This is a genomic window from Undibacterium sp. JH2W (assembly GCF_049340425.1).
Taxonomy (GTDB): domain Bacteria; phylum Pseudomonadota; class Gammaproteobacteria; order Burkholderiales; family Burkholderiaceae_D; genus Undibacterium.
This window is the reverse complement of the sequence record NZ_JBMPOT010000012.1, coordinates 240,043-246,791: the sequence shown is the minus strand read 5'-3', so window position 1 is coordinate 246,791 and position 6,749 is coordinate 240,043. Positions and strand designations below refer to the sequence as shown.

General features: G+C 49.1%; 6 protein-coding genes. All 6 read right to left on the bottom strand.

Annotation, left to right across the window (positions count from 1 at the left end; translation table 11 throughout):
* Positions 1-200 precede the first annotated feature (200 nt).
* The 6 genes from ACO0LC_RS19510 to ACO0LC_RS19485 all read right to left on the bottom strand — a co-directional run bounded on the left by ACO0LC_RS19510 (position 201) and on the right by ACO0LC_RS19485 (position 6,740).
* Positions 201-764, bottom strand: a complete 564-nt coding sequence (locus tag ACO0LC_RS19510) for a hypothetical protein (RefSeq protein ID WP_423006137.1) — start codon at positions 762-764, stop codon at positions 201-203.
* Positions 765-969: 205 nt separating this feature from the next.
* Positions 970-1,413: a DUF1963 domain-containing protein gene (locus ACO0LC_RS19505; RefSeq protein WP_423006135.1), complete on the bottom strand. Its 444-nt coding sequence runs from the start codon at positions 1,411-1,413 to the stop codon at positions 970-972.
* Positions 1,414-1,615: 202 nt separating this feature from the next.
* Positions 1,616-2,119 (bottom strand): YfbM family protein, encoded by a 504-nt coding sequence (locus tag ACO0LC_RS19500; RefSeq protein WP_423006133.1) that lies wholly within the window; start codon positions 2,117-2,119, stop codon positions 1,616-1,618.
* Positions 2,120-2,463: 344 nt separating this feature from the next.
* Positions 2,464-3,036, bottom strand: a complete 573-nt coding sequence (locus ACO0LC_RS19495) for a hypothetical protein (RefSeq protein WP_423006131.1) — start codon at positions 3,034-3,036, stop codon at positions 2,464-2,466.
* Positions 3,037-3,048: 12 nt separating this feature from the next.
* Complete coding sequence (locus ACO0LC_RS19490; RefSeq protein WP_423006129.1) at positions 3,049-5,613, bottom strand: tetratricopeptide repeat protein; 2,565 nt, start codon at positions 5,611-5,613, stop codon at positions 3,049-3,051.
* A gap of 260 nt (positions 5,614-5,873) precedes the next feature.
* The gene (locus ACO0LC_RS19485; RefSeq protein ID WP_423006127.1) at positions 5,874-6,740 is read right to left on the bottom strand and encodes a hypothetical protein; all 867 of its coding nucleotides are present in this window, start codon (positions 6,738-6,740) and stop codon (positions 5,874-5,876) included.
* Positions 6,741-6,749: the final 9 nt, after the last annotated feature.

Below are 6,749 nucleotides of genomic sequence, written 5' to 3'. Positions count from 1 at the left end.
AATTCAAACACTAATTGACGGAAAGGAGGCGTGGCACGATAAAATCACAAAACTAAATAACTGAATTTGATCTGACAATTCCGCACTTCAAACCGGGTGACTGTCAGATCGGGTCGCAACTACTACAAGTGAACTCTGGCTACGTTGTCACAATCGGATTGCCAAACGGGCTTACCTTGTGATGCTGTGTAGCTGTAGTGTCATTCTTTTTCAATTACTAAGGATTGCAAGAATTTGTCGGCAACTTCCGCTGCTTTTTTGTCTCTTGGCGCATGACCAATTTGCTGCATGTAGATAGTATGCGGGGCGACATAGGCTCTCAGGGTGAAATCCTGGCCTTCAAGCCTGCCTTTCAATTGTTTGCCTTTCAGGTCGCCTGAAGGCAAATTGACGTCTACCCAGCCACCATTAGCATCAAGTAAAAACTTGGAAATGAATCCCCGGCGCAAATTGTCTAGCATGGTGTTGAGATAAGATATCTCATAACCAGCGGCAGAAGGATCATCGTTATGAAATTCCAAGATGCCCAGCATCAGCGTGCTACCCTCGGCTTCCAAAGTGTAAGTGGTACGCTTATAGGGAGATCCTTTGCGCTCATGGAAGATTTCTACAGTTTTCTCTGGAGTGCCGACAATCCAAAATTTGACGTGCTTGTCCTCAGTCGTGAATATTTGTCCATTCACATCTGTTGCCTGGGCAAGTCCACAAAACAGAGAACTCAGGATGGCCATGGACAGGCAGATTCTTTGAATATAGGGGCGCATGTTAGTTTCCTTCAAAATGGCGATGATATTGTGGCTGTTTTTACTTGCTTATGCTCATCTGCTACCCATGGCAATGATCTAAAGGGCGGCGCAAGTATAAAGGTACGGTGCAATTATTATAGAGATGAAGTGTAGTGATCGCCAAATTCCAGGCGATCAGCGGCATAATCAGGCGATGTATGGTAGCCGGCCTTATTGCCTGCGTTTAATAAAACTGGCAACTCCACGACCACGCCCCTTCAGCATCCTTGAAGAAATAGCCTATCCCATTATCTCCCCACATCCAGCGTGACTTTTCTTCTGAACCTACCTGGAATACAAAGTTGTGGAGGCCCACACCATGTTGAATTTCTTTCGGATAGCCACCGACCTTGGTGTTGGCATAGCGTGAAAAATTATCAAAAAATGCATCGGTCGCTGCTTCGTCCTGGTTGACAGCGTCAAGGTCAAGCACATTCCAGCCATCTTCCCAGCCTGGTGCATCGTCCTCGACCAGGTGCCAGGAAGTCCTCTCCCGGCAGCCTACACCTGCACCAAAATAAGAGACACACGGATCGGCAGGCGGGCGAAAGCCACCTAGCGTGGCGATGGATGCTTTCCTGAGCTTTTGGCGCAACAAGTCTAATGATTTGGCGGCTTCTGGATTCATGTTTTCGCTAGCCGGAGTTTTCAGTCAGGATTGGTGAATGAGCTAATTCAGCAGTTAGTCAGCACCAGTAGCCTGGACCTTATCGGAGAGAAAGCAGGTATAAAATGCCAGAGCAATTCTGTTAAGCATGAAGTTTTTTGTGCAAGGTTTGACATAGGGGAAGCATGCACGGCATATCTTACCCCATATGCACCAAGCAGATTTACTGATCGACTGTGAACAAGACATAACGCTTTTCAACTGCTGCATGGGCATAGAGTTTGCGCACATTCTGGAACCATTCCCAGGTGTACTCAAAGTCGGCGTCGCTCAAGTTGTCGCCATAGTTGCTGGCATCAATCTGATCATATTTTTTCCTGAACTCGGTGACGTTCAATATCGCCAGGGCTTGGGAAATTGCCAGCACTTGCTCTGGCGTTTTCAGGCTCATGATGTAATCGTCACCTGTATATAAAAGCTCCCCGGCGAGTACGGTGTGATTCAATGGGTAGTCACCACCATCCCAACTCAGCAGCCCATCGGCAAGTGTGCGATGCATGGCGTCCCAGGCTTTATCGCTCTCGGCCAGGTAGTCTTTGGATTCTTCAAAATAGCGTGTTTCTATCTCCTCTTGCAGATACTGGAGACGAGAATCTTCATCTTCTATGGAGGTCAGTGTCGCAACCTCCTCGGCGGTCAAGGCAAAATGAACTCCACGGCAACTCATCTAGATACTCCTCATGAAAACGACACAATAAAACAAGGCGGTATGGAATGTGAATTATGCAAGATCATGATTCGAGTTGTCTTAAGAAATTTAGTTCGCTTTCTTTGAAAGAATTTTTCGTGTGTGATGAATTCCTGGTAGCGATATCCAGAATATTCAGCCTGCCCTTGATCTGCATTGAGATGAAGGATGGCGGGGGGAATATGCCTGCGTGCTCAACTTCGTGCTACCAGGCGATTATCTGCTGGTGCTTGATGAAAAAATTGCAGGGGCGCGAATGCCAGTTTTGAGGGGGGGGGCAAAAAACCAGGGGAAAGTAATCTTGCTCCTGGTCTGGTTGAAATTTAACCCAGATGCACGGCCTGCGCCCTGGCATCCGAGAGTCGCAATATCAAGTCTTCCAGCGCCGACCCGGGAGCAGAGCCCAGGTCTATCGTGAGCTGCAAAGTCTGTTCCTGCTGAGCCTGCTGAGCCTGCTGAGAGATGGCTGACATGAAATGCACTACGCCATACAGACCCTGGTCATTTGCCGGGGCTTCGTCTTCACCATCAAAGTAAGCCATGAACCAGCTTGCCAGTATTGCACCGGCTATGTCTGGCTGCAAGCCATGGATTTGCAAGTTCAGCCAGTCCCAGGTGAAAGGTAGGATATGGATATCTGTGGCTGATAACTGGATGTGAATGGGTTCAAACTCCAGTTGTGAGTTCGCATCCACGGTGTATGCCTCTCCCGCAAAAGTACCGGTCTTAGGGATAAAGTCTGCGCGGCAGGGTAAAGCTGGGCTGCCTTCCAGTGTCAATGTGCCATCGGCATTGCGATAAGCCGGCTCAATATGAGCAGGGCCTTTTTGCGTGGCGGCAGATAAGAGCGCCACATAGGGCGCGCGTATGGAGGTGAATAGTTCGCTTACTGTCATGGTCTTTAGTTGTTACAGGATGGGATTTTGTTCGCACCACTTGGTCCACATTGCACGATATGCCGCTTCTACCTTGCGTGCAAAACCCTGCTCATCCATCAGGGCACTGGCCTGGGTTTGCTCACGCAAGCCACGACGTAATTGCGCGAGATGTGGTATGTCACTGGCGAGTGCCACGGCTTTGTCTATGTATTCCTGCTCTGATCTGGCTATCCATTCGGGATGACCGGCGCCTTCTAATATGGAACTGCCCAGCAAACCCATGCTGGGGCGGCTAGCCAGCGTAATATAAGGGATGCCCATATACAGCGATTCGAACAGGGTAGTACCAGAATTGTGCGGGAAGCAATCCAGGTTGATGTCTATCTTGCGCATGGTATCCCAGGGAGGGCTATGAAAACCTATTTCCAGTCGTGAACGTGAAATGCCATGGGCTTCAAATTTGGTAATGTAAGTTTCCTGCATGAAATCTTGTTTAAAATTACTGCTGTCAACGATGAGTCTTGCATCGGGCATTATTTTAAGTATACGTGCCCAGACTGCGACGACTTTGTCATTAATACGTATGGCGCGACTAAGGCAGCCAAAAGTGATGTGTTTGTTCTGCAGTGCAGGCAGGGGATTGACCTTCCCCATGTTTTCTGCTGGACGATATGCATAACCCGGTGCGTCCATGCGCCAGGGTACCTCGGCAAATACAGCTTCGCTGCCTGTTGGCATGCTGGTGCTATCCATGAGCATATAGTCAATGGCTTTGATACCAGTGGTGTAGCCAAAGCCTAGCCAAGATGTTGACACAGGTGCAGGCTTGCGGGCAAATACTTGCAGACGATTGTGCCCAGTATGGCCAGCCAAGTCTATCAAGATGTCAATGCCATCGGCACGAACACGCTCTGCCAATGCTTCATCTGACATAGGGAGCGTTTGCACCCAATGATCCACATAGGATTTATAACGCAATGTGACGCCGTCCTCCCACTCTGGCTGCGTGTAGGCATAGGCATAAACCATAAATTTACGTTTATCGTGATGTGCCAATAATGGTTCGAGAAAGTGTCGCACTGAATGATTGCGCAAGTCTGGGGAGACATAGCCTATTTTCAGGCGTTTCCCTGGATCACGTTGGTTTGAAAACGCACGCCACTTTGGTTTTAAAGGAGCGCTGAAGCGTTTATCATAGTTCTCATATTCTTCATATATTGCGGCACTGCTGAATTCGGGATGATAATTTAAGGCAAACAAGAAATTTGAATAAATCTCTGCTGAATCAGGGGATAAGTTCATTGCTTTGCGATATATCAGGATGGCTTCATCCAGGCGCCCCTGATCGACATAGGCCTGGGCCAGGTGGTCATAGACTTTGGAGTTGTTTACATCCATCTGTAATACTTGTTGATAGTAGTCGATTGCCTCTTGCAGATGTCCAATTCGATTATAAGCATTGGCAAGATTGTGTCGCGGATTCAGCAGGTCTGGTGCTAAATCGATAGCATGTTTGAAATATGTAATTGCTTCAAAAAAACGACTTTGCTGGTAGGCGATCACGCCAAGATTGTCATAGACAACTGCATCATGTGGACGTATCCCTAATACTTGCTGGAAACAGGCTTCTGCTGCTGGATATTGCCTCTGGCTCATCAGCAGCAATCCCATGGTGCCGTGGGCATCCGCATAATCAGGCTGGATGCTGATGGCTTTTTGTAAATTGCTTTTTGCTTCCTGCAGTTTTCCGAATTCCATTTGCATCGATGCCAGCTTGCATAAGGCGGTGGCGTCGCCAGGATTATTGGCAGCCGCAGTTTGATAAGCGGCTTCTGTTTCTGCATAACGTCCCTGACCTTGTAACAGGAGCACCAGATAATCAAGCGCACCATGGTGACTGGCTTGCAATGCCAGAGTCTGGCGATATGCCGCCTCGGCATCTGTCAATCTGCCATGTTGATGCGCCAGCATGCCCAGGCAGAAATGTGCTGATGCCAAAGCAGGATTTAACTGCAGGGCCTGGCGGCAACTGGTTTCCGCTTCGCTCAGGCGACCCTGCTGTTGCAGCAATGCTGCCAGATGGGCATGTGCTTCACTGAAGTCTGGCTTGATCTCCAGCGCTTTGCGGCAACTGCTTTCTGACTCTTGCCAGCGCGACTGTGATTTCAGGTTGAGGCTCAGATGATAATGAGTGTTCGCATCATCTGGCGTGGTTTGCAGGGCTGCGTGGTAACAAGTCTCTGCTTCGGCATAGCGGCTTTGCTGGTCGAGTATCATACCCAGATTACGCAGGGTGATGGCAGCGCCCGGAGTCAGTTCCAGCGCACGGCGGTAGCAGGATTCTGCCTGAGCCACATTTCCTAACACGGTTTGGATATCACCCAGTGCGTGATGGGCTGCCGCATTGTCTTCGTCAAGGAGCAGCAATTGTTGATAACAGTGGACAGCCTCCTGCAATTGGCCTGCTTCAAAAAAGACAGCCCCTTGTTTCTGGTATTCAGTTGTAGCTACCGAGCCAGGCGCAGGAGCCCAGACTGCGGGCGTGAGGAGTTTGTCATTACTGCCGGTGAGTTTTTTTTTGAGCCAGGTAAACATGGGAGTGATTTCGGTTTGCTTTGCAGGCTGTCACACTACCCCAAGCTTTTTAAAATAGCAATTTGATTGAAGTTGCAGAAACGAATATGCCTGCATGCAGATGTCTTTTTAGTCATCTTTCTGATGCGGGCCTGTCTTTCCTGTATGTACAAGCTGAAGCACGGCCGCATGCAGTGCGTGATCCTGTAAGGGTTTATGTAACACCGGCAAACCCGTCGATATAAGCAGCTTCACTTTGTTGGGGGAGGTGTCGCCAGTAATCAAGAGCGCTGGGATCTCGCTGTTAAATTCATGGCGCAGGCTGCTGATGACATCCATGCCAGTGACGGTATTATGCAAGCGATGTTATTTGCCTTGGGTGACAAGTCTGTATAGGCCAGACTAGCCAGATATAAATTCAGGGCATGCATGGGCTGGCGCAAATCATGGCTGGCAGCTGCCAGAAAATGGCTTTTGAGATGGACGGCTGCTTCGGCGATATCTTTTTGTTTTTGTAATTCTTTTGCCAGTTCGGCTGTCACATAGTGTTTGCGTATCGACATGACCAGGCTGCCATGCATCTTGATAGCGAGCAGGGTATTCAGTATCAGGATGAAGGCAAAGGCAATAGTCACCGTATTGCTATTTCTGTCGTAGTACCACAGCGAAACCAGAGGCACGCTGGAGATGCAAGGCACAAAGAAACAATAAAAGGCAGGCAAATAGGCATTGAGTGCGGGCAGGGAAACAGAGGCCACGCCAAAGATGGTAAAGATCACCAGCATCTGGGCTTCAAAATTGCCAGGTATCCACAGCAAAAAAACACCTGCAGTCCATAGCAAACCGCTGATCAGCGATGAGATGGTGATGGCGCGCAAACGCCATCGTGCATTACTGAGATTTACCTTCGCCCGCCCCTGTTTGAACCAGTAATACGGGCTGACAATATTGAAGACCAGCTGTATGCCAAACCACAGCCATATATAGACATGCTGCTCACTATCGCGAAATAGCCAGGCCACCAGCAAGCAGACAGAACTGCTGCCCAGCCTGCCTACCGCGAGGCTGGAGTCAAAAGCCGTGGCTTGGTCGACCAGTACCTTGAGTTCAATATCTCCAGGTTCTGTCTCTGTAACACTGGAGTTCATGATCGATCC